Raw genomic sequence first — 23,196 nt, 5'->3', positions numbered from 1 at the left:
GTGGTACGCCTTTACCAGGGCAGGCCAGGGTAGACCGGCTTGCCGTTGGCCGCTTCTTTCGGCCACACCAGCACCACTTGCTTGCCCTGGTGCTGGCCCATGCGCTGGGTGAAGTTGGGGTTGTCGCCCTTTGGGTCGAACTGCACGCGCCCGATCAGCGTCATGCTGTCGGTCTTGCGCATTTCTTCGGCCACGCCACCTTTTTTGATGGTGCCCTTGTCGGCGGCGCGCGCGATCGCTTCGAACAGCAGCAGCGACTGGACATAGCCGAACTGGCCGAGGTAATCCGGCTCCTTGTTGTACAGCTTTTTGTAACCGTCGGCGAAGGCCTTGCCGGCCGGCGTGGTGAAGGCGACCGGGAAAGGCAGCACGGCGGTGCCGTACACATTCGGCATCAGGTCGGGGAAGTCGGCCGCCATTTTTGGCGTGGCCAGCGACCACACGCCGGCGATACCCTTGATCGCCGGTTTCAGTACGCGCGCAGCGCGCAGGATGCCGACGTAATCGTTCTCGTAGCCGACCATGGCAATGAATTCCGACTTGTCCTGCAGCTTGATCTTGTTGATGACCGGCTTGAAGTCGGTAATCGCCGGATCAAAAGCGTGGGTGGTGACCTTGATGCCCTTGGCCTTCATGGTCGCCTCGATGCCTTTCGCCAGGCCGGTGGTCGCTTCCTTGGTGGAGTAAACCACCGACACCGATTTGACGCCCAGCTCCGTGATCAGACCCACCAGCGCCTTCTGGTAACCGGCCGTGTTATTGATACGGAAAAAATTGGTGCGGCCGCTGTTGACCAGGCCGTCGTCGACGCCGCCCGAGCTGACATACACCAGTCCGAGCTTGTTGGCCGCATCGGCTGCAGGGCCAATATTGTTCGAGCCGTAGCCGCCGGTCAGGGCCACCACGTTCTGGCTGGCCAGCTTCTCGACCGCCGCCACGGCCTTGGCCGGCGACGATTCGTCGTCCACCGTAATGAGTTTGATGGTGTGCTTGCCGTTGGTCTTGTTGAACACTTCGACGGCCACGCGGATGCCTTCTTCGGTGCCCATGCCGACCCGGGCCAGCGCGCCGGTAAGGGGAATTTGCACGCCGACGGAAAATTCGTCGGCGTGGGCAGCGCTGATGGCGCCGATGGTGCTCACCACGAGGGCAGCAATACTGATCGTTGTACGTTTCATTGTCTCCACCTTTTTATATGTGTATTGATTTAACTGAAGCGCCGCCCCAGCGACACTTCCATGCTGCGCACCAGCGCGATCAGGCGTGGCGCGAGATCGTCTTCGAGCCGTTCGCGCGGCAGCAGGAACGATGGCCCGCCACAGGTGAACGACATGGTCTTGGCCGGATCGGCATCGGTCAGCGCCACACCCACCGCGCTGATCTTGCTGTCCCACAGGCCCGACGACAGGCAAAAGCCGTGGTCCTGATATTGTTTGAAACCCTGTTCGATGTCGGCCTTGACGGTCGGCCAGGCCGCTTCGTCGTCGAGGCGGATGTGGTCCATTAAAAAGTCGCGTTCGGCCTGGGGCAGCGCGCACAGATATGCCTTGCCCATCGCCGTCGTCGCCAGCGGAATGCGCGAGCCGGCGTCGCGCCGCATGGTGACGGCGGCGCTGCCGCGACAGGCTTCGATATACACCATGCTGAGCCGGTCGCGAATGCCGATCGCCACGGCGCACTGGGCGTATTCGGCCAGTTCCTGCATGCCTGGCCGCGCCAGCGTGCGCACGTCCATATTCGCCAGCAGCGTGTAACCGAGGGCCAGCACGCCGGCGCCCAGTTCATAGCGCCCCTGGTCGGCGCAGAAATGCAGGTAGCCGAGTTTGGTGAGCGTATGCGTCAGGCGCGAAATCGTCGGTTTCGGCATGCCGGTGCGGCGCGCCATTTCGCTGTTGGTCAGCGCGGCTTCGCCGGGCCGGAAGCAGCGCAGGATTTCCAGTCCGCGCGCCAGGGCGCTGACGAACTGGCGGTCGGCCGAGTCTTCCGGTGCATCTTGCAGCGTAACTTGCATGGTCGTTTCCTGACGCGTCTCATGCCCGGCTCGGACGGCTGGGTCGGGGTGGATATTCACATAAAAAAAATAACACTGTCAACAGTTTTTGCGGAATAGTCGTTCGCATTGCGAAACTATATCGGGAAGTTTCCAGTCGGAAAAAATGAAGCAGCCGGCGCTCTTAAATCGATCTGAGAGGCATTTACAGTAGGGCGAAAAGCCGGTATGGTCTTGAATGAATCGTTAATCAAAACAATATTTCGCACAGCGAAACAACTAGCGAGGAGACTTCATATGGGTTCAGCGGTAGCCGTGGTCCGGTACGCGCAGCATGGCGCGATTCTGGTCGTGACAATCGACAATGCGCCTGTCAATGCACTGGGCGCCGAGGTGCGCCGCGGCCTGGTGGACGCCATCGCCGCGGCCGAGGCGGCGCCGGGCGTTGCGGCGGTGCTGATCGTGGGCGCGGGGCGCAATTTCATCGGTGGCGCCGATATCCGTGAATTCGGCAAGCCGCCGGTCGCGCCCTTGTTGCCCGACGTGTGCCAGCGTATTGAAGCATGCAGCAAGCCGGTGATCGCAGCGATTCATGGCGTGGCGCTGGGCGGCGGGCTGGAGGTGGCGCTGGCCGCCCACTACCGCCTCGCCCTCGGGGGTGCAAAACTCGGCTTGCCGGAAGTGCTGCTCGGCCTGTTGCCGGGCGCCGGCGGCACGCAGCGCGCGCCGCGCCTGATTGGCGCGCAAGCGGCGCTGGACATGATGCTCACGGGTCGCCAGCTTGGCGCTGCCGAGGCACGCGCGCTCGGGCTGGTCGACAAACTGGGCGTGGACGCCGCCGATCCGCTGGAACAGGGACTGGCCTACGCGGCTGAACTGGTCGCCGCGCATGCGCCGGCACGCCGTACCCGAGACGCCGATCGGCTGGCCGATGTCGCCGCGTCCCAGGCCGCCATCGACGCGGCGCGCAGCAGCACGGCCAAACAAGCGCGCGGCCTGTTTTCTCCGCTGAAGATTATCGACGCGGTGCAGGGCGCGCTCGACTTGCCGTTCGACCAAGGCATGGCGCTGGAACGTGCGCTGTTCGTGCAGTGCCTGGACAGCCCGCAACGCGCCGGCCTGGTGCACGCCTTTTTTGCCGAGCGCGAAGTGGTCAAGGCGCCGGAAACCAGGGTCGCGCAGCCGCGCCCGATTGCCAGTATCGGGATCGTCGGCGGCGGCACCATGGGCGCGGGCATCACGGTGGCCGCGCTCGACGCCGGCCTGCCGGTGACCATGATCGAGGTGGATGCCGCGGCGCTGGCCCGGGGCCGCGCTTTGGTCGAAAAAGTCTACGACGGCCAGGTCGCCAAAGGGCGCATGACGGCTGCCGCGAAGGCGACCACGATGGCGCGCTACACCGGCAGCACGGCTTACGATGCGCTGGCCCAGGTTGATCTGGTCATCGAAGCGGTGTTTGAAGACATGGCCGTGAAACAGGCGGTGTTTGCGCAACTCGACCGGGTCTGCAAACCGGGCGCCGTGCTGGCCACCAACACGTCCTATCTCGACATCGACCAGATCGCGGCCAGCACCACGCGGCCCGCGGACGTCGTCGGCCTGCATTTTTTCTCGCCGGCGAACATCATGAAACTGCTTGAAATCGTTGTGCCGGAAAGAACCGCGCCGGAAGTCGTGGCCACCGCCTTTGCACTGGCCAAACTGCTGCGCAAAACGCCGGTGCGCGCCGGCGTATGTGACGGCTTCATCGGCAACCGCATCCTGGCCGTGTACCGCACGGCGGCCGACCACATGCTTGAAGACGGCGCATCGCCATACCAGATCGACGCCGCGGTACGCGCGTTCGGTTACCCGATGGGACCGTACCAGATGTCGGACCTGGCTGGCGGCGACATCGGCTGGGCCACGCGCAAGCGGCGCGCGCCCACGCGCGACCCGCGCGCACGCTACGTGCAGATCGCCGACCGGCTGTGCGAGCGCGGCTGGTTCGGGCAAAAGACCGGACGCGGCTACTACCTGTATGCGGACGGCGCGCGCAGCGGCACGCCCGATCCGGAAGTTGCGGCGATCGTCGACGCCGAGCGGCAGCGGGCCGGCGTCAGGGCGCGCAGTTTTACCGATGATGAGATCATGCGGCGCTACATGGCGGCGATGATCAACGAGGGCGCCAATGTCGTGCATGAAGGGATCGCCCTGCGCCCGCTCGACGTGGACGTGACGTTCGTGCACGGCTACGGCTTTCCGCGCTATCGCGGTGGGCCGATGCACTATGCCGACACCATCGGGCTGGACCAGGTGCTGGCCGATATCCGGACATTTGCGCAGGACGATCCGGTGTTCTGGAATGCGTCGCCGTTGCTCGTCGAACTGGTGGAGCGCGGTGAAAATTTTGCAAGTTTGAACCAGGCTTAGTATCACGAATTTCAAGACCGTCATTCCCGCGCAGGCGGGAACCCATACCATGTCTGCAGTATTGGTGAAGCAAGCGTGTTATCGGCCCCCGCCTTCGCGGGGGTGACGATGTTAACAAACATAATTGGAGATTGACCATGCGCGAAGCCGTCATCGTTTCAACCGCCCGCACGCCTCTGACCAAGGCCCACCGCGGTGAATTCAACATCACCAGCGGCGCGACCCTGGCCGCCTTTGCCGTACGCGCCGCCGTCGAGCGCGCCGGCATCGACCCGGCCCTGATCGAAGACGCCATCCTCGGCTGCGGCTACCCGGAAGGCACCACCGGCCGCAACGTCGCGCGCCAGGCCATCATCCGCGCCGGCTTACCGGTCTCGATCGCCGGCACCACCGTCAACCGCTTCTGCGCCTCCGGGCTGCAAGCCATCGCGATTGCGGCCGGGCGCATCGTGGTCGATGGCGCCAGCGCCGTGATTGCCGGTGGCGTCGAATCGATCTCGCAGATCCGTTCGCGCGAAGCGAATGACCCCAGCCTCGACCCGTGGATCCTGGAACACAAGCCGGACCTGTACCTGCCCATGATCGACACCGCCGATATCGTCGCGGCGCGCTACGGCATCACGCGCGAAGCGCAGGATCGTTTCAGTGCCGAAAGCCAGCGCAAGACCGAAGCGGCCCAACTGGCCGGCCGCTACCTTGAAGAGATTGTCGCCTGCAGCACCACCATGGCTGTCAAGGACAAGGACAGCGGCGACGTCTCGCAGCGTGAAGTGACGATCGCCGAAGACACCTGCAACCGGCGCGGTACCACCTACGAGGCGCTGGCGAAACTGGCGCCGGTCATGGGGGCGGACAAGTTCATCACGGCCGGGAATGCGTCGCAGCTGTCCGACGGCGCATCGGCCTGCGTGCTGATGGAAGCGCAGGAGGCCGCACGCCTCGGCCTGACGCCACTGGGCGCGTTTCGCGGCATGGCGGTGGCCGGGTGCGAGCCGGACGAAATGGGCATCGGCCCGGTGTTCGCCGTGCCGCGCCTGCTGGCCCGGCACGGATTGACGGTGGCCGACATCGACCTGTGGGAGCTGAACGAAGCGTTCGCCTCGCAAGCGATCTACTGCCAGCAACGTCTCGGCATCCCGGACGATCGCCTGAACGTGGACGGCGGCGCGATCTCGATCGGGCACCCGTTCGGCATGACCGGTGCGCGCCTGGCCGGCCACGTGCTGATCGAGGGCCGGCGCCGCGGCGCCAAGTACGCGGTGGTCACGATGTGCATCGCCGGCGGCATGGGTGCAGCTGGCCTGTTCGAAATTTATTAAGAACCGAGGATTGCCATGGACTTGAATTTCACACCAGAAGAAGAACAATTCAGAAGCGAAGTGCAGGCCTTCTTGACAGCCAGGCTGCCGCACCGGTTGTCAAACATGGTCGCCGAAGGCCGCCAGCTGAGCCGCGCCGATATGGAGGAGTGGCATGCCATCCTCAATGCGCAAGGCTGGCTGGCTAACCACTGGCCGGAAGAATACGGCGGCCCGGGCTGGACCGCGATCCAGAAATTCATTTTCGAGAACGAGTCGGCGCTGGCGAATGCGCCGCGCATCGTGCCGTTCGGCGTGAACATGCTGGGGCCGGTTCTGATCAAGTACGGCGACGAAGCGCAGAAGCGCCACTGGTTGCCGCGCATCCTCGACGGTTCGGACTGGTGGTGCCAGGGCTATTCGGAACCGGGTGCAGGCTCCGATCTGGCCGCCGTCACGACGACGGCCGTGCGTGATGGAGACGATTACATCGTCAACGGCCAGAAGACCTGGACCACGCTGGGGCAGCACGCCAACATGATCTTTTGCCTGGTGCGCACCGACCGCGACGTCAAGAAGCAGGAAGGCATCAGTTTTCTCCTGATCGACATGACGACGCCGGGCGTGGAAGTGCGTCCCATCATCACGCTCGATGGCGAGCACGAAGTCAATGAAGTGTTCTTCACCAATGTGCGCGTGCCGGCCCATAACCTGGTCGGTGGCGAAAACCGCGGCTGGACCTGCGCCAAGTATCTGCTGACCTACGAGCGCACCAATATCGCCGGCGTCGGCTTTTCGACCGCCGCGCTGGTGCGCCTGAAAAGCATCGCGCGCCAGCAGCGCCGCAACGGTCGCCCGCTGATCGAGGATCCGAGCTTTGCCGCGCGGCTGGCACGCGTCGAGATCGACCTGGAAAACATGAAGACGACCAACCTGCGCGTGATCGCCGCGGTGGCCGGCGGCGGCGCGCCGGGTGCGGAAAGCTCGATGCTGAAAATTCGCGGCACCGAGATCCGCCAGGAGATTTCGTCGCTGGCGCGGCGCGCGATGGGTATCCAGGCGCGCCCGTTCGTCGCCGACCCGCTTGACTTCGGCGGCGCCGCAGCGGCGCAGTACTTCAACAACCGCAAGCTGTCGATCTTCGGCGGCTCCAACGAAATCCAGAAAAACATCATCTCGAAGATGATCCTCGGACTGTAAGGGCACGCACATGAATTTCGAACATACGGAAGAACGGCGCATGCTCGCCGACAGCCTGAACCGCTTCATCGCCGAACAGTACACCTTCGAGGCGCGCGACCGCATCGCCGCCACGCCCGAGGGCATGAGCACCACGTTCTGGCAGCAATTTGCCGAACTGGGCGTACTGGGCGCCCTGGTGCGCGAGGAAGACGGCGGCTTCGGCGGCGCCGGTTTCGACATCGCCGTCGTTTTTGAAGCGCTGGGCCGCGGCCTGGTCATCGAGCCGATACTCGGCAGCGCCGTGCTGGCCGCGCAAGCCATCGCCCACGCCGGCAACGCGGCCCAGCGTGCGCACCTGGAGGGCATTGTCGACGGCAGCGTCATCGCCGCCTTTGCGCACGACGAGCCGGGCTCGCATTACGAAATGACGCGCGTGACCACCACCGCTGTCCGCAGCGGCGACGGCTGGATCGTCAACGGCGCCAAGTCGGTGGTCGCGCAGGGCGAGGCGGCCGACCTGTTCGTCATCTCGGCCCGTACCGGTGGCGCGGTCGACGAGGAGGCGGGCATCTCGCTGTTCCTGGTGCCGCGCGGCGCGGCCGGGTTGACGGTCACTGGCAGCGCGACCATCGATGGCGGGCGCGTGGCCGAACTGGCTTTCGACGGCCTCACGCTGGGTGCGGATGCCTTGCTGGGCCAGGCGGGGCAGGGTTATGCGACGCTGGAGCGCGCGTTTGGGTGCGGCGTGCTGGCCCTGTGCGCCGAAAGCCTGGGCGCGATGGAGGCGGCCAAGGCAGCCACCCTCGACTACCTGCGCACGCGCAAACAGTTCGGGATGGTGATCGGCAGCTTCCAGGCACTGCAGCACCGCATGGCCGATTTGCTGCTGGAAGTGGAGCAGGCCAGATCAAGCGTCATCAACGCCGCCGCCGCGCTGGACGGCGACCGCCTCAATCGCGAAAAAGCGCTGTCAGCCGCGAAGATGAGTATCGGCCGCATTGGCACGCTGGTGGCCGAAGAATGCATCCAGCTCCATGGCGGCATCGGCATGACGTGGGAACTGCCGCTGGCGCATTACGCCAAGCGCCTGGTGATGATCGACCACCAGCTGGGCGATGAAGACCATCATCTGCAGCGCTACATTACCTTGAGCAGGGAAGCTGCATGAGCCTGGGCTTGCCACCCTCACTGCCGCTGGCCGGCGTGCGCGTGCTCGATTTGTCGCGCGTGCTGGCCGGTCCCTGGTGCGCGATGGTGCTGGGCGACCTGGGCGCCGAAGTGATCAAGGTCGAGCACCCCGAGCGCGGTGACGACACGCGCGACTGGGGCATGCGCATCGGCTCCACCGAGACCGCGTATTTCAACAGCGTCAACCGCAACAAGCGCTCGGTGTGCCTCGACCTGAAAACGCCGGAAGGCCAGCAGATCGCGCGCGACCTGGTCAAAAAGAGCGATGTCGTGATCCAGAATTTCAAGTTCGGCGACATTGAAAAACTGGGACTGGGTTACGACGCGCTCAGTGCCGAACAGCCGGGCCTGATTTACTGCTCCATCACCGGGTATGACCGCACCGGGCCGGAAGCGGCGCGGCCCGGTTACGACCTGGTGATTCAGGGCGAGGCCGGGCTGATGGCGCTGAACGGCGAACCGACCCAGCCGCCGCTGAAATTTGGCGTCGCCGCGGTTGACATGATGACCGGGATGTACGCCGCCCAGGGCGTGCTGGCGGCCTTGTACGAGCGCGAGAAAACCGGCAAGGGGCGTCACATCGGCATGGCGCTGTTCGATTGCGGCCTGATGATCACCGCCTACTATGGCCTGGAAGCGCTGTTGCGCGGGAATGACCCGCCGCGCTTCGGGAATGGCCATCCGTCGATCATGCCGTATGGCGTGTACGAGGCGGCCGATGGTCCCTTGGTGGTCGCGGTGGGGAACAACAGCCAGTTCCTGCGCTTTTGTACCGACGTCATCGAACGGCCGGATATCGCGGCAGATGAGCGCTTCAAGACCAACATCGCGCGCACCCAGCATCGCGATGAACTGATGCCGGAAATCCGGCGCGAACTGGGTAGCCGCCAGCGTGCCGGCCTGTTGCAGCGCATGACTGCCGCCGGCATTCCATGCGGCGAAGTGGCCGGCCTGCACGAGGCGATGACCTCGCAGCGGGCAGTCGCCGGCGGCCTGGTCAATACGATGGCGCACCCGGAAGTGGGTAGTGTCAGCGTGCTGGCCTCGCCGTACAGGTTCGACGGCGAACGGCTGCCGGTGCGCAGCGCGCCGCCGCAACTGGGGGAGGGAACCAACGATGTTCTGCAAGCGTTGCTTGGGCTGTCGTCAGAACAGCTGGCTCAATTGAAGGAACGCGGCGTCACCTGAATCGACGCTACAGCGCGCGGCGCATCAATCTTGTGGCGGAAACTGGCCAAGCTGCATGAATAGCCCAAACCAGTCTTCCATATGCCATGTGGTGGTGACCATGCCGTTGGCGAGCGTATGAAACTCGTGCAGGCGAAAGCGCACCTTCTTTCCGGTCGGCGCGATACCGAACAGCGTGCCCAGATGGGTGCCGATAATCTCGGCGCGCACGCCAATCTTGCCTGGCACCTGAATCAGGTCGTGGATGGCGATCTGTACGTCTGGCATGGCGGCGCAAAGGCTGCGAATGATGGGCTTGATACCGCCCGGGCCGGGCCCCTGGCCTGGCGCCAGCGGAATGTCATCCCAGTCTGGCGCGAGCACGGCATCGACGAGATCCGGGTCGTGCTCGCTGAATGCGCGATACAGCGTCTCGACTGCGATGCGTTCGGCCTCTAATTGACGGGACAATTCTGTTATTGCAGTGTTCATGGTGGTCCGATTGCGCTGGTGAAGGAGCCAGCAGTGTGAACGGCACGCTATAATCAGTCCAACAAATAACCGATATATCTATTTATTCGCCCCATGGATTTTCACGGTATCGATTTGAATCTGTTGGTCGCTTTCGATGCATTGATGAACGAGCGCAATGTCACGCGTGCTGCATTCCAGGTGGGCGTGAGCCAGCCGGCCATGAGTGCTGCGCTGTCCCGCTTGCGCACCCTGTTGGGCGATCCCCTGTTCCAGCGTGGCGCTGGCGGTTTGCTGCCCACGCCTCGCGCGCGCGATCTGGCGGTCCCGCTCGCCGCGGCGCTGCGCCAGATTGAAGCGGCAATGGTCCGCCCGCCGGTATTTGATCCTGCAAGCGCGACGGTGACGTTCAAACTGGGACTGCAGGATTACCCGACCATCGTCCTGTTGCCGGCGCTGCTGGCGGCACTTGAACAAAGCATGCCTGGCGTAGCGCTGGAGGTGCATGCCTTTAATGACCGCAACGCGGCGGTCGACTTGCTCGATGCCGGGATGATCGATGCCGCGATTGGCGTGTCGCCCGCCAATACGGATGGGCGCATCCTGACACGCGCGCTAATCCGCGATGCATTCGTGACCATCGTGTCCAGCGGCCATGCAGCGGCCAGCCGCGCCATGGATCTGCAGGCCTATCTCGCCCTGCAGCACGTGCTCGTGTCGCCTGAAGGGCAGCGCCATGGACTGGTCGATCAGGCGCTTGCCGAACAAGGCATGCAGCGCAGGCTCGCTTTGACCTTGCCCCAAATATTCGCCGTCCCGGAGGTCGTTGCGCGCACCAGCCTGAGCGCGACCATACTCAAGCGTGTGGCGCTGCACGCACAGGTAAGTCATCGCCTGACGCTGTTTGCGCCACCCGTTGCACTGCCGGAGATGGTGTTTCACCTGATCTGGCATCGTCGCAGTGAGACCCACCCGGGCCAGCGATGGTTCAGGGAATTTATTGCAGCGCACGCAGCTGAGTTGTAAACCGTCGCTGTGTCACGGCGCGCGGCGCAGTACATCCGTGGCCGCGTGATGCGCATCGACGCCCGGCGCCAGGAACACATTGCTGCTTGCATTGCGCAGACGCAGTGGCAAAATGGCGCGGTAGCCTGGCGATGCGTACCACTGGCGCGCCTGGGCCATGTCGGGAAACGCCCCGCCTATCCGGAGCGCAAACTCAGCGATCCCGAGCTGGCGACGGCCCGCCAAGCGCTTGAGATGATGCTTGCCAATCACGCACCGTTCCCGGCGCTGGTCGTGGATCGCCTGTGGAATCTTCAGAGGAGCAACCAGCCGGCCGCAGATCTCGTCAAATGGCTGCTCGACATGCCGGATGAACAGGCGATGCCAGGCGGCGTCAATGTGGTGAAGCTGCTGCTCGATCCGGCCGGCGTGCGCCCGTATCTCGTCAACTGGCGCGAGGTGGGGCCGGATTTGCTGCAATGGATCCAGCGCGAAGCGGTGAGCGATGGACCCGGGAGCGAAGCGACCTGCCTGCTTGCCGAACTGCCTGCCCTGACCGATGGCGCGCTGGACGGCGCGGTGTCCCCGGCTGACCAGGCCGGTTTGCCCTTCCTGCCGGTGGCGCTGCGCAAGGACGGCGTCGAATTGCATTTATTCACCACCATCACCACGCTTGGCACGCCACGCGATGTGACCTTGCACGAACTGCGCATCGAATCGTTTTTCGCGGCTGACGCAGTGACGCGGGCCTGGTTCATGGACCGCTGAAGTTTGTTCCCGCAGTCACGGGCCAGACGCCTTATTTTTCCCAGGCCATGCACGGGACTTGTGCGCGCATGGTTGCGCGACCTGGCAAACTGGCGGCTGCCTCATCATGAGGAACAAATAACGCCCCTCGGAATCCAACTCAGTTCTATTCGGTTGCAGTGCAGTCTACTGTCGCTCAGGAGGGCGCCATGACCATCCCGCATGTTTATCCATACTTATCCGCCGTGGCCGCGGCGGCAGCGCTGTCCGGTTGCGCGGGCGGTACCGCGTACCCGGTGTCGCCGCGCATCGATTTGCTCGGTATGCCCGTGATCGATCAGGCCGCAGTGCAGCCGGGAGAGCGCGTGATTGCCATCACACCCGCCACCCGCTGGGTCAACGTCACCAGCGGTGACACGGTCCGGTTCATCGCCGGCGACCAGGCCTTCACCTGGAACTTCCAGGTCAGCCCGAATGTCGCCACGTTCCACCTGAACCAGGTAGCGCCGCCGGGCCTGCTGGCGCGGCGCATCCCGGTCTACGTCACGCCGAACCCGCTGTACGGCACAGGCGGTTGACCAGGTTCAGTTCTTGGCCGACTCGGTCGCGCGCAGGAACTGGCCCTTCAGCTTGCCCTGTTCCACCACGGCAATGATGGTGTTGGCCACCGTGCCACCCTTGTCGGTCAAGCCCTCGATCTCGTTCGGGTTGATCTCCTTGGGCAAGGTGCTGAAGGCCTTGTCCATCTGCGCGCGGATGGCGACCGCATCGGTGGTCGTGCCGGCCAGTTTCATCGCGACAATGGTTGCGTGCACGGCGGAATAATTCAGGCTCACTTCGGTGCTGGGGTCCTTGCCCGGATACAGCTTGTGATAGCGCGCCGTGAACGCGGTCGGGGAAGGGCGGTCGTCGCCGGCCAGCGGCATCACGCCGATTGCGCCTTCCAGCTGGGCGTAGCCGCCGGTGACCTTGGCCATCTCGTCGAGCTTGGCCTGGTCCAGCACCACGAAGCCGCCCTTGAAGCCCAGTTCGCGCGCCTGTTTCGCCACCAGCGCGGTCGGCTCCGAGGCGCCGCCGATGAGCAGCACGTCCGGTTTCGATTGCAGCACGCGCGAGACGCCGCTGTAGAAGTCGGCCGCCTTGTTGTACGACATCGGGTTTTCGCCGACCACCTTGCCACCGGCCGCTTCCCAGGCCGGTTTGAAGGCGGCGGTCCAGGCCTTGGCGTAGTCGTGGTCGCCGGTTGCAAACGCGATGTTCTTGCCGAAGCGCGCCATCATCGCTTTGGTGAACGGCACCACGTAGCCGGTGAAATCGGGCGGGATGCGGATGGTCAGCTGGTTGCCGCGCTCGGTCACCTGCGGCAGGCTGGTGTAGGCCAGCAGCAGCACCTTCGATTTTTCGTTGAACGCCTGGACGGCGAAGACACCACCCGAGTGCGGTACCAGCACGGCCGCGGTTTTATGCTGCTGCACCAGGCGCTGGACGTTGATGCCGGTTTCGCTCGGGTTGTACTTGTCGTCCAGCGGGACGATTTCGACCTTGTATTTCTTGCCGCCGATGTCGAGCGGCTTGGCGTTGATTTCGGCGGCCGCCATCTCCATTCCGCTCAGCACGTTCTTGCCGTAGAGAGCGGCGCCTCCACTGAGCGGGCCAGAAAAGCCGATCTTGATGACTTCCTGGGCGTGGGCGCTACCGATCGCGGCGAGGCTGGCGGCGAGCAGCAGTATCTTCGTTTGCAATTTCATGGTTGTCTCCTGATTGTTGTGCTACGAATGCGGAGTCTTACGCTCCAAAGGTCAAGCCCCGATATATGCTCTGCGCACCTGCGCATTGTTCAGCAATTCTTCGCGTCCGCCTTCAAGCACGATGCGGCCCTGCTCGAGGACGTAGGCGCGGCTGGCGATGTTCAGCGCCGCGTACGCATTCTGTTCGGCCAGCAGGATCGTGGTGCCGGCCCGGTTGATGCGCGCAATGATCTCGAACATCTGCTTGACCACCAGCGGCGCCAGGCCCAGCGACGGTTCGTCGAGCAGCAGCGCTTTCGGTCGCCCCATCAGCGCGCGCGCCAGGGCCACCATCTGCTGCTGGCCGCCGGACAGCGAGCCGGCCGCATCGTTCTTTTTTTCGTCCAGGATGGGGAACAACGCAAACACTTCCTCGAGCGAGCGGCGGGTGCCGGCCTGGTCGCGCCGGTGCACGTAGGCACCCAGGAGCAAATTCTTCAGCACCGACATGCCGGGAAACAGTTTGCGGCCCTCTGGGCAGTGCACCAGCCCGTCGGCGACGATTTGCGACGGTTTGCGCCCCGTGAGTTCCTGCGCGCCAAAGCGGATGCTGCCGGCGGCGGCCTTGTGCAAGCCGCTCATGGTGAGAAACAGCGAACTTTTGCCGGCACCGTTCGACCCGAGCAGCACCACCAGTTCGCCTTCGCGCGCGTGCAGGGTGACCTTGTCGAGCGCCCGGAAGCTGCCGTACGACAGCGATACATTCTCAAGCGTGAGCATGTTCGCTCCCCAGGTAGGCTTCGATGACCGCCGGGTTGGCGCGGATGTCGGCAGGCGTGCCTTCGGCGATCTTTTCACCATAGTTCAGCACCAGGATCTTGTCGGCCAGGTTCATGATCATGTCCATCTTGTGTTCGATCAGGCAGATGGTCAGGCCGCTGTCGGCCATCTTGCGGATCAGCGCGGCCAGACCCGCGGTTTCTTCGGGATTCACGCCGCCGGCCGGCTCATCGAGCAGCAGCAGCACCGGGTCGGTGGCCAGGGCCAGCGCGAAGGCGACGCGTTTCCTTTCTTCCTGCGAAATGTCGCCGGCGATGCGCTGCTCGAGGTGCGCCAGCCCCACGAAGTCGAGCGCCGCACGCGCCTTGGCGCGGCAGATTCGTTCCTCATCGCGCAGCCTTTGCGTCCCCAGGATCACGTCCACCAGATTGGCGCGCGTGCGCAGGCGGTGGCCGACGATCAGGTTGTCCAGCACCGTGGCGCTGTCGAACAGCGTGGTGCTCTGGAAGGTGCGCGCCACGCCCAGGCGCGCCACCTGGTCGGCGCGCAGGCCCGTCACGTCCTGGCCGTTGAAGACGATGTGCCCCGAGCTGGGCGCCAGTGCGCCGCTGATCAGATTAAAAAATGTGGTCTTGCCGGCGCCGTTCGGGCCGATGATGGCATTGATCGCGCCCCGCTCGAAATCGATGCTGACGTCGTTCACGGCTTTCAGGCCGCCGAACTGGCGCGTGAGCTTGCTAACCGCGAGCATGGCGCGCTCCTTCCTGGCTTGCTGCCGGCACCGGGCTCGCTGGCGCCACGCGGCGCCGGCGCCAGCGCAGCCACGACCCCACCACGCCGTGCGGCACGAAGATCACCAGGACCACCAGCAGCGGCCCGAAGACGACGAAGCGATAATCCTGCAGCACTTGAAGGTACTGCGTCAGCCACGGCACGGCAATCGCGCCCAGCAACGGCCCGAGCAGGGTGCCAATGCCGCCGACCAGCATGTACATGGTCATGTCGAAGGTATGCTCGACGCCGGCAATCCCTGGGCCGAGAAAGCGCACATAGCCCGCGTACAGGCCGCCGGCCAGGCCGGCAAAGAACACCGACAGCATGAAGGCCAGCAGTTTATTGCGCATCAGGTTGATGCCGAGCGCCTCTGCCAGGTGGTCGCCATTCCGGATCGCGACGAAGGTGCGACCCAGCAGCGAGTGGACGATGCGGTGCATGATCCACAGGCTGGCCACCAGGAAGAACAGCACCAGGTAATACAGCGGGCGCGCTTCGGTAAAGTCGAGAGGCCCGATGGCGCCCGGCGCCGGGATGCCGATGATGCCGACCGTGCCGTGGGTGAGGCTTTCCCATTTCTCGATCAGCAGGAACATGATGTAGCCGACGCACAGCGTAAAGATCGAAAAGAAATGGCTTTTCAGGCGCAGCGACACCAGCCCGACGAACAGGCCAAGGATGGCAGCGACCACGCCGGACAGCGCGAACGCCGGCCAGAATGGCCAGCCATGGTCCACCGTCAGGATGCCGACCGTGTAGGCGCCCACCGCCATGAAGCCGCTGTGGGCCAGGTTGAACTGGCCGGTGTAACCGGTGATCAGGTTCAGGCCGACGGTGGCGATGGCGTAGATATAGGCGGTCGACATCACGGTCAGGTGGTAGTCGTTGCCGGCCAGGTAAGGAAAGGCGAGCGCGCCCAGGAGCAGGGCGCTCCAGCCGAGTTGTGGGGACAGCCGCATCAGCGCGCCCCCTTGCTGAACAGGCCTTCGGGCTTGAACGACAGGATCACCACCAGCAGCACGAAGGCGATGATGTCCTTGTAGTCGGTCGAAATATAAAAGGCGCCAAACGCTTCGGCAAAGCCGATGATCAGGCCACCGGCAATTGCGCCGGGCACGCTGCCCATGCCGCCCAGGACGATAATGACGAAGGCCTTCGTGATCACCAGGCTGCCCATCGAGGTGTAGACAAGGTTGATCGGCGCATACAACACCGCCGCCATGCCGGCCAGCGCGCCGGAGATGGCAAACGTCAGCATGGCCACGCGGTTGGCGTCGATGCCGACCAGCGCGGCGCCGTCGCGGCTCTGCGCCATGGCCACGATGGTCGCACCAACGATGGTTTTTTTCAGGAACAGTTGCAGCAATCCGACCAGCACGAACGCGGCGACGATGATCAGCACGCGCTGGGCCGGCAGGGTCAGTCCAGCCAGTTCGATGATGTTGTTGTAGGGCGTCTGCAGGCGGTGGAAGTCGGCGCCCCACAGTGCCTGCGCCCCGGACTCGAGAAACAGCAGGATGCCGATCGATGCGATCATGTGGTGCAGGTAGGGCGCATTGCGCAGGGGGTGGAACACCAGCCGTTCGGACAGCACGGCGATGAGCGCGACCGCCGCCGCGGCGCCAGCCATGGCCACCCAGTAATTCAGGCCCTGGCTGCTGATCAGGTAAAACGCGACAAAGGCGCCGGCCATGTAGAACGCACCATGCGCAAAATTGGGCACGTGCAAAATCCCGTAGACGAGGGTGAGGCCAAGCGCCACCAGGCTATAGACGCCGCCCAGCGTCAGCCCGTTGAGTAACTGCTGAAAAAAAAGTTCCAAGGTCTTGTCTCCATTGGTTTTTATGGGTACTTCCTGTATCCGGTGGAAGCGGTCTGTGCCGCGGTGTTTCCTGTCGAATACGCTTATGGTGCGCGGTGGGGACGTCTCCTTGACCTGAGATGGGTTTTGCCAAGCAAAACCAAGCCATGTAAAATGGAACTTGGAAAAAGAATACGATATTTTGGTGTGCACGGCAACGATTTGCGCGCGTGATCGTCTTGGTGGCGGGGCGCCGTGTTTATGGACTATAAGGTAATTTATGCAAGATAGCGACATCAATCAGGAAGGCTCCGCGCCCGCCGATCTGGCGCGCAGCAACGAGGAGCGCTACTTCATCACGGCGCTGGCGCGCGGGCTGGAAGTGCTGGCCTGCTTCCGTGCTGCGGACAAAAGCCTGTCGAACCAGCAGATCGCCGAACGCTGCGGCCTACCCAAGTCCACCGTCACGCGGTTTACCTACACGCTCACGCGCCTGGGCTATCTGCTGCAGGTGGAGGCGGGCGGCAAGTTCACCCTTGGCACCGCCACGCTGGCGCTGGGCAGCTCGATGCTGGCGCGCCTGGATATCCGCCAGATGGCGCGCCCGATGATGCAGGAACTGGCCGATTTTTCTGGCACCACGGTGTCGATCGCGGTGCGCGACCGCCTGTCGATGATCTACGTCGAGGTGTGCCGCAGCACGGCCGCGTTGTCGCTGTCGCTGCAGGTCGGCTCGCGCATGCCGCTGGCTGCCTCGGCGATCGGGCGCGCCTACCTGGTCAAGGCGGGCGAGCAGGAACGCAAGGAGATCCTCAGCCGCAGCCAGGAGCTCGACGAACTGGCCTACACTGCCATGCGCGATGCACTGGCCAAGGGTTTGAAGGATTACGAGCAGTTCGGCTGCGCGACCTCGTTCGGCGAGTGGCAAAAGGACGTGAATGGCATCGCGGTGGGGTTCTATCCGATCGGCGGCAGCCAGCTGATGTCGATTAACTGCGGCGGGCCGGCGTCGAGCGTGTCGCAGCAGTTCTTGCTGGACGAGGCCAGGCCGCGCCTGCTCGAGATCGCGAAGCGGCTTGAGTCGTAAGATTGCGCGCAACGCGCTTGCCGCCAACGTCCTGAAAGCCGCCAACGCCGCATCAACGCAAGCACAGTATCGGCCCCGACTTTCGCCGGGGTGACGGTTTTGCGGAGCATTGTAACGGCGGCGTTTGAAAAAGGAACGGACTCGCGTTCGATGCCGTTTTCGGCTTGCATTACCTGCAAATGAACTGGCGCCCGCGCTATCGGCAAATGCGCTTGCAATCGTCGGCGTCGGCTCGCATTGTGTCGTGACTTACTCGCGTTAACTGCAAGCACCCGAAGGCCGTGGACATTATCTCGTTTGGGTCTGGACAATCGGGCGATGATGTCTTGCCATTGCTGTACCAACCCTTATAAAACACGAAAATTGCCTCGATGGCGGGGCCTCGCACGCGTGTAGCTGACCGGTGCAATGGCTCACGGCCCACTTCCGCTTTCATCCAAAACCAGTCATTCGCACAAATCGATATCGACACAGCTTAGTTGCCTAAACTATACTGCTTGGTCGACTATAACCACTATAGGGATTTCATGTTTTCCAAACTTATGATTGCGGTGGGCGCTTTTTTGATGGGCCTTGGGGGTAGTTAGGTGGGTCAGCGCATTGAGGGCGAGATGTCCACGCTTGCAATTTTTGCATTCGCTATCGGCATCATTTTTTTGTCACAAACGCCTGTAGTCGCATTAGGTGCACGAGTTCGCAAAGTAGAATCAAAGTTGGGCCAAAGCTCGGCGGTTGACAACGCATGACCATTCGTTAATGGTCGCAGCTGCCCTGGGCAGCGAGCGGCGAGATTCGGCCAAAACCGTACCTTTAAAAAATGATAAATAGATATGATGATGATATTTATAGGCATTGTCGTGCTTGCCTTAGTTGGCACGGTGCACGTTGGCTATTTCGACATAGTGTTGTTCAAGAAGCTTTGTGCTGATGCTGCGGAAAAATCATAGGTGGCTCGACACAAAGCTGAATATCCGTTTTGACGGACTTGGACGCCTCAGACATTCTCGGGTTCTGTCAGCGCCGGTTCGACCTGTTTTATTACTCATGACGTACGGTTGACGAAATGGGGCGCAATCAGTTTGACCGTAAAGCCGTGTGACTGCAGCGGGCGGGCCCAGTGATGGGCACCGCTGCATGCTGCCATGCCAATTTCACAACCGGGGTCGATTTGTCCAGGCAACGCCTTCACGCAGTCGGCCCGGACAAGCTTGCGCCGCCATATTACTTCAGAACACACGGCAAATTTGCTTCAATGGACGATTTGCGCCGCTTGCGCCAATTGCAAACGGCGGCGTCTCTGCCGGTGCCAAGCGCGTATGATGGTCAGACTGGCCGGGCCGGCGCTGCCACCCGTCTGAACCGCCATCTCAACGAGGAATCTGACCATGCAAGCTCAGAACGCGCTGTTTATCCTGTTGTGTAGCCTGGTTCTGCCCGCGCATGCGGCGTGGGTAGCCACAACCCCGCAGGCAGAGCAGGCGGTCAAGATTCCGAAAATTGCGTCTGCCCTGAAAGCGACCGAACGCTTCGACCAGGCGATTCTGGGCAAGAACGTGGCGGTGTTCGAGAGCATGTTCGACGACGAGGCCGTGGTAAACAACCCCTACAACAAGATTGCCCGCAAGCGCGATGCAGTCGCCAACCTGAAAACGGGCTTGATTGATTACGCCAGCCTGGATCGCGCCGTCGAATATGCGGCTCGCATGGGCGAACACCAGGTCGTGCTGATGGGGGAGGAAAGCCTCAAGCCCCAGGGCCATGCCAAGATGGCCGGCAAGCAGTTGCGCCGCCGTACTACGGAAATCTGGAGCGATGCGTCGGGCACTTGGAAACTGCTGCTGCGACAGGCGACGATCTACCTGGAGGAATAGCGCTGCGCCTCTGATGGCGCCATATCTGCTCTGCATCGTTTTTGCGTTTTTACACTGCCTGGGTCGGAAGCGGCCTGTCAGCATCGGCGTGGTTTTCATTTGCAGGCGGCGTGAGGATGGCTTTCCGTCGTTTGCACTTTATCTGCGCCGTAAAACGCGTCCATGCGAGCACCGCCCATTTCAAGGGCGAGCCGCTACAGGTAGTGACAAAAATGTGCTTACCCCGCCGCCAGTTGCGCGGCGGTCAGCGGCGCCATTACCGCAAACACGCCGCTGGCCCGCAAGATCCGTTCTTCCCCCACCAGCAAATAGCAGTTCGCGAACGCCATCCGCTTGCCCACGCGCTGGATGTCGATATGCGCCTCGACCCAATCGCCGGGCCGCGCCGCCGCAACGAAATCGGTACTCAGGTTGACCGTCACGAACGACAGCTTGTCGTCGCAGGCCAAGGTGAGACCGATGCCGAGCGCGCCGTCGGCTAGCGTGGCCAGCATGCCGCCATGCGCGATACCGCGCATATTCGTGTGGCGCGCGTCGATGCGCAGCGCGATGACGATGTGCCCGTCGCTGCGGCGGCAGTACAGCGGTCCGAGACCCGCCATGAACGGCCCGCCGCGGCGCAGACGCTCGAAGCCTGGCGGCAGCGCGGGATCATCCGATTCGATTTTATTGTCCATGTTTTGCAAAGTAAAACACCCGGCCGGCATATGTCAAGGAATTGGCATTTACTGCCCCTATTATCGCTGCTAGAATAAAACGCGGTTTCGCATTGCAGTCGACTGGAGCGCGCTCTCATGCTTGCACCCCACCACGCATCCTGGCCGCCTGGCGTGCCACACCACCTGACGGTTCCGCAAACGAACCTGTTCTACAACCTGGAAGTGGCGGCGCGCCGCTATCCGGACAAGCCGCTGGCAATCTTCTACGACACCCCGATCAGCTACGCCGCCTTTTTCGACCAGGCCGAGCGCCTGGCCGGCTATCTGCAAGGTACCTGCGGCGTCCAGGCCGGCGAGCGCGTGCTGCTCTATCTGCAAAACAGTCCGCAGTTCATGCTGGCCTACTATGCGATCCTGCGCGCCAACGCGGTGGTGGTGCCGGTCAACCCGATGAACCTGGCCGAAGAACTGCGCCACTACGTTACTGACACCGGCGCCACCACGATCATCACCGCGCAGGACTTGTATCCCCAGGTGACGCAGCTTGGCCTGCGCCATATCGTGGTGGCGGCGTATGCCGACTACCTCACGGTGCCGACCGACTTGAACGTGCCGGCGCAGGTTGCCGCGCCGCGCGAACGGATCACCGGAGACGGCGTTGCCCTCTGGTCTGACATCCTCGCCTGTGCGCCCGCGCCCGGGCCGATGACGGCCGGTCCCGGCGACCTGTGCGTCATGCCCTACACCTCCGGCACCACCGGCCACCCGAAAGGCTGCATGCACACGCACGCCAGTGTCATGTACAACGCGCTGGCCGGCGTGCAGTGGTTCGGCGCACAGCAGGATGTGATCGCGCTGTCGGTGCTGCCGCTGTTTCATGTGACCGGCATGCAGGGCGGGATGAACGGGCCCATCTTCAGCGGCGCGACCATTGTGCTGATGGCGCGCTGGGACCGCGATACCGCGGCCGAATTGATCCGCCGGCACCATGTCAACGCCGTGCAGCTGATTTCGACGATGGTGGTTGACCTGCTATCGAGCCCGCGCATCGACCTCTACGATCTGTCCAGCCTCACGCGCATCAGCGGCGGCGGCGCCGCCATGCCGGATGTAATCGCCGCCAAGCTGCAGGACCTGCTCGGCATCCCCTACGTGGAGGGCTATGGCATGTCGGAGACCATCGCGCCGACCCACGTCAACCCGGTGCACAAGCCGAAGCGGCAGTGCCTGGGCATCCCGATCCAGGATGTCGATGCGCGCGTGGTCGACCCCGAAGCGCTGACCGAACTGGCGCCCGGTCTGGTGGGGGAGATCGTGGTGCACGGGCCGCAGCTCATGCGCGGCTACTGGAACAATCCAGCGGCCACTGCCGAGGCCTTCGTCACCCTCGACGGCAAGCGTTACCTGCGCACCGGCGACCTGGCCCGCGTCGACGACGACGGCTATTTTTTCATGGTGGACCGGCTCAAACGGATGATCAACGCGGCCGGCTATAAAGTCTGGCCGGCCGAAGTGGAGGCGCTGATGTACCGCCATCCGGCGATCCGCGAGGTGTGCGTGGTGGCGTGCATCGATGCGCGTCGCGGCGAGAGCGTGAAAGCGGTGGTCGCGCTCAAGGATGGGATGGGGCAGGTGAGTGCGCAGGACATCATCGACTGGGCGCATGACAACATGGCCGCCTACAAGTGCCCGCGCGTGGTGGAATTCTGTCGCACCTTGCCCAAGTCGGCGACCGGCAAGGTGCAGTGGCGCGCGCTGGAGCAGCGCGCGCCGCTGGGCTAATTAAAAGTAATGGATCACGCCGCTGGTGACGCGGTTCGCCTTGTCGCTGCCGATCGCCACGAAGCCCTGCGCCAGGTTGATCTGGGTGGCGGTGACGACGGTGTCGGTGGTGGCGCGGCCGATCGACAGGTAGGCCGAGGTGCGCTTGCTGAACGCGTACTTGGCAATGCCGATCAGTTGCTGCGACTTGTCGCTGGCGTCACCAGAGCGCTTGGTGTTGTAAAAGGCGGCGGTAAGCGTAATGGCTGGCGTGACGGGAAAATCGGCGCCGACGCCGAACACGCTGATCTTGCGGCGCGTGCTGTCGAGCTTGTTCTGCGAATAGGTCGATTTCAGCACGACCGTCGGCCAGGTGTACTTGATGCCGAATGCGTGCGAGTGAAGCAGGTCGGAATCGAGGTTGTTCTTCAGGCGCGCGTAGGCGCCACCGACCGAGAACGGTCCCTCTGCGTACAGTGCCGAAACAGCGGCGTAGGAGCTTTTCTGGATATTCCCCGGCTGCTCGCCGAGTGCGCGCATCAGCGCAAAGGTCAGCCCTTTCCAGTTCGGCGAGATGTAGCGCACCGAATTGTTCTGGCGCAGCGCGGTGCCGCCGTTGTTGGCGCCATACGCGCCGTAGACGGCCGAGTTGTTCATCGCCGAGAACAGCACGTTCGGGCTGGTGGCGGCAAAGGCCAGGCCCATTGGATCGGCCATGCCGACCGACTGCACGCCCAAAATGTTCTGGCGGCCGATATCGATCGAGCCGTAATTGCTGATCAGGCCGACCGTGGCTTCGCGGTCGAACAGGCTGGTGTTCGACGGCGTGCCGGTGCCCACGCCGGCGCCGCCGGTGTCGTTGAGCAGGGTGCCTTCCAGGCCGAAGCGGGCCTTGACGCCGCCGCCCAGGTCTTCGAGGCCCTTGAAGCCCCAGCGCGACACCTGCATCTGGCCGGCTTCGACCGTGGTGCGGTTGCCGCTGTCGTTGGTGACATGGGTGATACCGGCATCGACGATGCCGTAGATGGTGACATTCGACTGGGCCATTGCGGTGTTCATACCAGCACTCAGAACGGCCAGCGTGAGGATGCTTTTTTTCATTGAAACTGTCTCCTTGGGCGGGATGCGGCGGCCAGAATGGCCGGCGTACATGCACCTGATTAACGCAGCGTTTCTCTCAGTGGAACGTCTGTCGTTAAAATGAAACTGTATTTTCTGTTGTCAATACTGTCAACAACTATCGATTATTTGCTGGAAATGTTGCACACTTGGTTCG

Annotated in this window: 22 protein-coding genes and 1 pseudogene; 11 read left to right on the top strand and 12 right to left on the bottom strand. The window is 63.2% G+C overall.

Annotated elements, in window-relative coordinates; genetic code table 11:
• Positions 1-11 precede the first annotated feature (11 nt).
• Together V6M87_RS20100 and V6M87_RS20095 are read right to left on the bottom strand one after the other, a co-directional pair.
• Positions 12-1,178 (bottom strand): ABC transporter substrate-binding protein, encoded by a 1,167-nt coding sequence (locus V6M87_RS20100; protein ID WP_332878440.1) that lies wholly within the window; start codon positions 1,176-1,178, stop codon positions 12-14.
• A gap of 29 nt (positions 1,179-1,207) precedes the next feature.
• Entirely contained in the window at positions 1,208-2,011 is an 804-nt protein-coding gene (locus V6M87_RS20095) for an IclR family transcriptional regulator (RefSeq protein ID WP_332878439.1), read from the bottom strand.
• A gap of 276 nt (positions 2,012-2,287) precedes the next feature.
• Between V6M87_RS20095 and V6M87_RS20090 the strand changes: the two genes are divergently transcribed.
• The 5 genes from V6M87_RS20090 to V6M87_RS20070 all read left to right on the top strand — a co-directional run bounded on the left by V6M87_RS20090 (position 2,288) and on the right by V6M87_RS20070 (position 9,258).
• Positions 2,288-4,402: a 3-hydroxyacyl-CoA dehydrogenase NAD-binding domain-containing protein gene (locus tag V6M87_RS20090; RefSeq protein ID WP_332878438.1), complete on the top strand. Its 2,115-nt coding sequence runs from the start codon at positions 2,288-2,290 to the stop codon at positions 4,400-4,402.
• A 137-nt stretch (positions 4,403-4,539) separates the two neighbouring features.
• The gene (locus V6M87_RS20085) at positions 4,540-5,721 is read left to right on the top strand and encodes an acetyl-CoA C-acyltransferase (RefSeq protein ID WP_332878437.1); all 1,182 of its coding nucleotides are present in this window, start codon (positions 4,540-4,542) and stop codon (positions 5,719-5,721) included.
• A gap of 15 nt (positions 5,722-5,736) precedes the next feature.
• On the top strand, positions 5,737-6,900 hold the full coding sequence (locus V6M87_RS20080) for an acyl-CoA dehydrogenase family protein (protein WP_332878436.1): 1,164 nt from the start codon (positions 5,737-5,739) through the stop codon (positions 6,898-6,900).
• Positions 6,901-6,910: 10 nt separating this feature from the next.
• Positions 6,911-8,050: an acyl-CoA dehydrogenase family protein gene (locus V6M87_RS20075; RefSeq protein WP_332878435.1), complete on the top strand. Its 1,140-nt coding sequence runs from the start codon at positions 6,911-6,913 to the stop codon at positions 8,048-8,050.
• Positions 8,047-9,258: a CaiB/BaiF CoA transferase family protein gene (locus tag V6M87_RS20070; protein WP_332878434.1), complete on the top strand. Its 1,212-nt coding sequence runs from the start codon at positions 8,047-8,049 to the stop codon at positions 9,256-9,258. The genes V6M87_RS20075 and V6M87_RS20070 overlap by 4 nt, the downstream gene beginning before the upstream one ends.
• A 24-nt stretch (positions 9,259-9,282) precedes the next feature.
• Here V6M87_RS20070 and V6M87_RS20065 read toward each other — a convergent pair whose 3' ends face one another.
• Positions 9,283-9,729 carry an ester cyclase gene (locus V6M87_RS20065; protein WP_332878433.1) on the bottom strand — a complete coding sequence of 149 codons (447 nt, stop codon included), beginning with the start codon at positions 9,727-9,729 and terminating at the stop codon, positions 9,283-9,285.
• 93 nt (positions 9,730-9,822) lie between these two features.
• Here V6M87_RS20065 and V6M87_RS20060 point away from each other — a divergent pair, with 93 nt between their 5' ends.
• On the top strand, positions 9,823-10,734 hold the full coding sequence (locus tag V6M87_RS20060; RefSeq protein WP_332878432.1) for a LysR family transcriptional regulator: 912 nt from the start codon (positions 9,823-9,825) through the stop codon (positions 10,732-10,734).
• 12 nt (positions 10,735-10,746) lie between these two features.
• Here V6M87_RS20060 and V6M87_RS20055 read toward each other — a convergent pair whose 3' ends face one another.
• On the bottom strand, positions 10,747-10,986 hold the full coding sequence (locus V6M87_RS20055) for a DUF1330 domain-containing protein (protein ID WP_332878431.1): 240 nt from the start codon (positions 10,984-10,986) through the stop codon (positions 10,747-10,749).
• Here V6M87_RS20055 and V6M87_RS20050 point away from each other — a divergent pair.
• A complete protein-coding gene (locus tag V6M87_RS20050) occupies positions 10,969-11,481 on the top strand; it encodes an MmyB family transcriptional regulator (protein ID WP_332878430.1) in 513 nt (170 codons plus the stop codon). The genes V6M87_RS20055 and V6M87_RS20050 overlap by 18 nt on opposite strands.
• 188 nt (positions 11,482-11,669) lie before the next feature.
• Positions 11,670-12,038 carry a CzcE family metal-binding protein gene (locus V6M87_RS20045; RefSeq protein WP_332878429.1) on the top strand — a complete coding sequence of 123 codons (369 nt, stop codon included), beginning with the start codon at positions 11,670-11,672 and terminating at the stop codon, positions 12,036-12,038.
• A gap of 6 nt (positions 12,039-12,044) precedes the next feature.
• On the opposite strand, the gene V6M87_RS20040 is transcribed toward V6M87_RS20045, so the two are convergent.
• Genes V6M87_RS20040 through V6M87_RS20020 form a run of 5 tightly spaced genes read right to left on the bottom strand, consistent with a single transcriptional unit; the run spans position 12,045 to position 16,563 of the window.
• Entirely contained in the window at positions 12,045-13,208 is a 1,164-nt protein-coding gene (locus V6M87_RS20040) for an ABC transporter substrate-binding protein (protein ID WP_332878428.1), read from the bottom strand.
• Positions 13,209-13,259: 51 nt separating this feature from the next.
• On the bottom strand, positions 13,260-13,967 hold the full coding sequence (locus V6M87_RS20035) for an ABC transporter ATP-binding protein (RefSeq protein ID WP_332878427.1): 708 nt from the start codon (positions 13,965-13,967) through the stop codon (positions 13,260-13,262).
• Complete coding sequence (locus V6M87_RS20030) at positions 13,954-14,718, bottom strand: ABC transporter ATP-binding protein (RefSeq protein WP_332878426.1); 765 nt, start codon at positions 14,716-14,718, stop codon at positions 13,954-13,956. Before V6M87_RS20030 ends, V6M87_RS20035 begins: the two co-directional genes overlap by 14 nt.
• Entirely contained in the window at positions 14,705-15,700 is a 996-nt protein-coding gene (locus V6M87_RS20025; RefSeq protein ID WP_332878425.1) for a branched-chain amino acid ABC transporter permease, read from the bottom strand. The genes V6M87_RS20030 and V6M87_RS20025 overlap by 14 nt, the downstream gene beginning before the upstream one ends.
• The gene (locus tag V6M87_RS20020; RefSeq protein WP_332878424.1) at positions 15,700-16,563 is read right to left on the bottom strand and encodes a branched-chain amino acid ABC transporter permease; all 864 of its coding nucleotides are present in this window, start codon (positions 16,561-16,563) and stop codon (positions 15,700-15,702) included. Before V6M87_RS20020 ends, V6M87_RS20025 begins: the two co-directional genes overlap by 1 nt.
• 259 nt (positions 16,564-16,822) lie before the next feature.
• Here V6M87_RS20020 and V6M87_RS20015 point away from each other — a divergent pair, with 259 nt between their 5' ends.
• On the top strand, positions 16,823-17,629 hold the full coding sequence (locus V6M87_RS20015; RefSeq protein WP_332878423.1) for an IclR family transcriptional regulator: 807 nt from the start codon (positions 16,823-16,825) through the stop codon (positions 17,627-17,629).
• Positions 17,630-18,656: 1,027 nt separating this feature from the next.
• Here V6M87_RS20015 and V6M87_RS27290 read toward each other — a convergent pair.
• Positions 18,657-18,791, bottom strand: a pseudogene (locus V6M87_RS27290) (IS110 family transposase); the annotation flags it as partial.
• A 223-nt stretch (positions 18,792-19,014) separates the two neighbouring features.
• On the opposite strand from V6M87_RS27290, the gene V6M87_RS20005 reads away from it, so the two are divergent.
• Positions 19,015-19,500 carry a nuclear transport factor 2 family protein gene (locus V6M87_RS20005; RefSeq protein WP_332878422.1) on the top strand — a complete coding sequence of 162 codons (486 nt, stop codon included), beginning with the start codon at positions 19,015-19,017 and terminating at the stop codon, positions 19,498-19,500.
• A gap of 218 nt (positions 19,501-19,718) precedes the next feature.
• Here V6M87_RS20005 and V6M87_RS20000 read toward each other — a convergent pair whose 3' ends face one another.
• Positions 19,719-20,177, bottom strand: a complete 459-nt coding sequence (locus V6M87_RS20000) for a PaaI family thioesterase (RefSeq protein WP_332878421.1) — start codon at positions 20,175-20,177, stop codon at positions 19,719-19,721.
• 117 nt (positions 20,178-20,294) lie between these two features.
• On the opposite strand from V6M87_RS20000, the gene V6M87_RS19995 reads away from it, so the two are divergent.
• Entirely contained in the window at positions 20,295-21,941 is a 1,647-nt protein-coding gene (locus V6M87_RS19995; RefSeq protein ID WP_332878420.1) for a long-chain fatty acid--CoA ligase, read from the top strand.
• Here the strand turns inward: V6M87_RS19995 and V6M87_RS19990 are convergent, their stop codons facing one another.
• Complete coding sequence (locus tag V6M87_RS19990) at positions 21,942-23,021, bottom strand: porin (protein WP_332878419.1); 1,080 nt, start codon at positions 23,019-23,021, stop codon at positions 21,942-21,944.
• Positions 23,022-23,196: the final 175 nt, after the last annotated feature.

This window comes from Massilia sp. S19_KUP03_FR1 (assembly GCF_036688685.1).
Classification (GTDB): Bacteria; Pseudomonadota; Gammaproteobacteria; order Burkholderiales; family Burkholderiaceae_D; genus JALYUM01.
Note: the sequence above shows the minus strand (reverse complement) of the source record. Positions and strands in the feature narration are given on the sequence as shown.

Bases quoted from the DNA above. Each gene is read 5' to 3' on its own strand.
- V6M87_RS20100 (WP_332878440.1), bottom strand. From the start codon at position 1,178: ATGAAACGTACAACGATCAGTATTGCTGCCCTCGTGGTGAGCACCATC.
- V6M87_RS20095 (WP_332878439.1), bottom strand. From the start codon at position 2,011: ATGCAAGTTACGCTGCAAGATGCACCGGAAGACTCGGCCGACCGCCAG.
- V6M87_RS20090 (WP_332878438.1), top strand. From the start codon at position 2,288: ATGGGTTCAGCGGTAGCCGTGGTCCGGTACGCGCAGCATGGCGCGATT.
- V6M87_RS20085 (WP_332878437.1), top strand. From the start codon at position 4,540: ATGCGCGAAGCCGTCATCGTTTCAACCGCCCGCACGCCTCTGACCAAG.
- V6M87_RS20080 (WP_332878436.1), top strand. From the start codon at position 5,737: ATGGACTTGAATTTCACACCAGAAGAAGAACAATTCAGAAGCGAAGTG.
- V6M87_RS20075 (WP_332878435.1), top strand. From the start codon at position 6,911: ATGAATTTCGAACATACGGAAGAACGGCGCATGCTCGCCGACAGCCTG.
- V6M87_RS20070 (WP_332878434.1), top strand. From the start codon at position 8,047: ATGAGCCTGGGCTTGCCACCCTCACTGCCGCTGGCCGGCGTGCGCGTG.
- V6M87_RS20065 (WP_332878433.1), bottom strand. From the start codon at position 9,729: ATGAACACTGCAATAACAGAATTGTCCCGTCAATTAGAGGCCGAACGC.
- V6M87_RS20060 (WP_332878432.1), top strand. From the start codon at position 9,823: ATGGATTTTCACGGTATCGATTTGAATCTGTTGGTCGCTTTCGATGCA.
- V6M87_RS20050 (WP_332878430.1), top strand. From the start codon at position 10,969: ATGATGCTTGCCAATCACGCACCGTTCCCGGCGCTGGTCGTGGATCGC.
- V6M87_RS20045 (WP_332878429.1), top strand. From the start codon at position 11,670: ATGACCATCCCGCATGTTTATCCATACTTATCCGCCGTGGCCGCGGCG.
- V6M87_RS20040 (WP_332878428.1), bottom strand. From the start codon at position 13,208: ATGAAATTGCAAACGAAGATACTGCTGCTCGCCGCCAGCCTCGCCGCG.
- V6M87_RS20035 (WP_332878427.1), bottom strand. From the start codon at position 13,967: ATGCTCACGCTTGAGAATGTATCGCTGTCGTACGGCAGCTTCCGGGCG.
- V6M87_RS20030 (WP_332878426.1), bottom strand. From the start codon at position 14,718: ATGCTCGCGGTTAGCAAGCTCACGCGCCAGTTCGGCGGCCTGAAAGCC.
- V6M87_RS20025 (WP_332878425.1), bottom strand. From the start codon at position 15,700: ATGCGGCTGTCCCCACAACTCGGCTGGAGCGCCCTGCTCCTGGGCGCG.
- V6M87_RS20015 (WP_332878423.1), top strand. From the start codon at position 16,823: ATGCAAGATAGCGACATCAATCAGGAAGGCTCCGCGCCCGCCGATCTG.
- V6M87_RS20005 (WP_332878422.1), top strand. From the start codon at position 19,015: ATGCAAGCTCAGAACGCGCTGTTTATCCTGTTGTGTAGCCTGGTTCTG.
- V6M87_RS20000 (WP_332878421.1), bottom strand. From the start codon at position 20,177: ATGGACAATAAAATCGAATCGGATGATCCCGCGCTGCCGCCAGGCTTC.
- V6M87_RS19995 (WP_332878420.1), top strand. From the start codon at position 20,295: ATGCTTGCACCCCACCACGCATCCTGGCCGCCTGGCGTGCCACACCAC.
- V6M87_RS19990 (WP_332878419.1), bottom strand. From the start codon at position 23,021: ATGAAAAAAAGCATCCTCACGCTGGCCGTTCTGAGTGCTGGTATGAAC.